Here is a 2,390-nt window from a genome sequence, read left to right on the forward strand (position 1 = left end):
GTTCGATTTAATGTGTCCACTACTTTATACTAACACCATGTCCCAATATATATGCTATCTCCATACTCAATCATTGACCAAGAATAACTTTGTTCCCTAGCGTGGTCTTGCCCTGTCAATATACCATCAACTTCTCCTTCACCACTAGTTGGATTAGATACTTTTTCAATTAAATATTTTTCTGTTTCATATTTTTTTGTTTCTTCACCTAATGCATTTGCTGTTAATGAATAACTGCTTAATACTGCTACTGTTAAAGCCAAAGAACACGCTTTTTTCCAAACTTTTTTCATAAAATCCCTCTCAACACCCTCTTTCTACTATAATTATACATAATTACATAATTATAGTAAATACCTTCTTCTTTTCTTTTGCATCCCTAAAAAATAAAAGCAGATTATATCAAAATAAATACAATCGGCTTTTTTAATGAATAATTGATATTGCATAATTAATACATTTTCAATTATTAATTTTTAATTTTTTATTCTCCCCATGCTTCTTGATGCTATTACATCAACACCAGTTCCTAATATATTTTCAACTATGACATCTCCAGCCTTCACTGGCGCTTTCACAGTAACTTTATTAATTTTCTTTATAGCTTCAAAATTTAAGCCCTTTGGTATTGGCCCATTAGTCTTAACTGGTAGCACAGGCAAATTAGCTTCTTTTATTTTGACTGTAGAAGTAATAACTCTTACAGGATTTATTACCTCATTTAAACCATAAATTTCTCCTCTTTTACAACTATTACCTGTAACCTTCTTTTCATCTACATTTACTGTCAAATGGCATCCCATAGGGCATGATATACATATTAATTCTCTTTCCACTACTATTCACCATCCTCTAATGATATTGTTAAATCACCTATAACATCCTTTAATAGTGCTTTACTTAAAAGTATTTTTTCCATTTCTGATGGTGCTAAATGCTTTCTCTTAAAGCTGGCAATTACTTTATCATCTTCCCTAACAACTATCTTTTTATCATGATAAACATTGTTTACTCTCATAAAAACAGTAAGAGTATCTTCAATTTCCTTTATATTTAATCTTTGAGGGACTGTATAGTTTATATTTTGACCATTTTTTATATTTAAATATGCTTCATTATTTAACTGCCCCTTAAGATACTTAGCAGCACATCTTCCTGCTCTTTTAGCTTCTTCACTAACAAAATCCACTAAATCATGGACATGTAATACATTACCACAAGCAAAAACTCCTTCCATTGATGTTTCCATACTCTCATTAACCATTAACCCATTGGTTCTTTTATCTTGCTCTATACCAGCTTTTGATGATAATTCATTTTCTGGAATAAGACCAACTGACAATAATAATGTATCCACCTTAAATTCAATCTCTGTACCTTTAATTGGCTTTTTCTGCTCATCAACTTTGGCGATAACCACTTTTCTAAGCCTGTCCTTACCAACAATATCTACCACTGTATGTGATAAATATAGAGGTATATGGTAATCATTTAAGCATTGTACAATATTTCTATTTAATCCATTGGAATATGGCATAAGTTCTACAACAGCCTTAACCTTTGCCCCTTCTAATGACATCCTTCTAGCCATAATAAGTCCTATATCACCAGATCCAAGGATAACAACTTCCTTTCCTGGCATATAACCTTCCATGTTTATATACCTTTGAGCTGCTCCTGCTGTAAGGACACCAGATGGCCTATCCCCTGGAATACCAATGGCGCCTCTTGTCCTCTCTCTACATCCCATGGATAAAATAATTGCCTTTGCCTTTATGGCCATATATCCATCAACAGTATTAATAGCATATACTGTTTTATCTTTTCCTATTTCTAATGCCATTGTATCTAGCTTCACTTCTATATTGGTTTCCTTAACCATATTAATAAATCTTTCAGCATACTCTGGTCCTGTAAGCTCTTCCTTAAAGGTATGAAGACCAAATCCATTATGAATGCATTGATTTAATATACCACCAAGCTCCTTGTCTCTTTCTATTATCAATATCTTTGATATACCTTCACTATATGCTGAATATGCTGCGGCAAGTCCTGCTGGTCCTCCACCTATTACTACTAAATCATACTCCATATCTTCTATACCTCCTATTTAGTCCTTCCATATAAAATCACTGATTTTTCTTTTTCTTGAACTATCTCTTCCATTTTTATATTTAATTCTCTGGCTATTATCTCTTGAACTCTAGGACCACAAAATCCTCCTTGACATCTTCCCATACCAGGGCGACATCTTCTCTTTACTCCATCTATAGAAATCTTACCAAAGGATCTTTTTATGGCACTGACTATCTCACCTTCTGTAATACCTTCACATCTACATATCACTCTTCCATAGCTTGGCTCTTTTTTAATTAATTCTGCTTTTTCTT

Annotated in this window: 4 protein-coding genes; all 4 read right to left on the reverse strand. The window is 32.9% G+C overall.

Annotation, left to right across the window (positions count from 1 at the left end; all coding sequences use genetic code 11):
* Positions 1-29: 29 nt before the first annotated feature.
* Entirely contained in the window at positions 30-293 is a 264-nt protein-coding gene (locus Q5O44_RS14380; RefSeq protein ID WP_022169148.1) for a hypothetical protein, read from the reverse strand.
* A 183-nt stretch (positions 294-476) separates the two neighbouring features.
* Entirely contained in the window at positions 477-836 is a 360-nt protein-coding gene (locus Q5O44_RS14385; RefSeq protein WP_022169149.1) for a DUF1667 domain-containing protein, read from the reverse strand.
* Positions 837-838: 2 nt separating this feature from the next.
* Positions 839-2,092, reverse strand: coding sequence for an NAD(P)/FAD-dependent oxidoreductase (locus tag Q5O44_RS14390; protein WP_022169150.1), 1,254 nt, complete (start codon positions 2,090-2,092; stop codon positions 839-841).
* Between the two features lie 14 nt (positions 2,093-2,106).
* The coding region (locus Q5O44_RS14395) for a (2Fe-2S)-binding protein (protein WP_302638247.1) at positions 2,107-2,390 on the reverse strand (284 nt) is incomplete at its 5' end.

It is taken from the genome of Clostridium sp. CAG:221, from assembly GCA_000435835.1.
Taxonomy (GTDB): Bacteria; Bacillota; Clostridia; order Clostridiales; family Clostridiaceae; genus Clostridium.

Bases quoted from the DNA above. Each gene is read 5' to 3' on its own strand.
- Q5O44_RS14380 (WP_022169148.1), bottom strand. From the start codon at position 293: ATGAAAAAAGTTTGGAAAAAAGCGTGTTCTTTGGCTTTAACAGTAGCA.
- Q5O44_RS14390 (WP_022169150.1), bottom strand. From the start codon at position 2,092: ATGGAGTATGATTTAGTAGTAATAGGTGGAGGACCAGCAGGACTTGCC.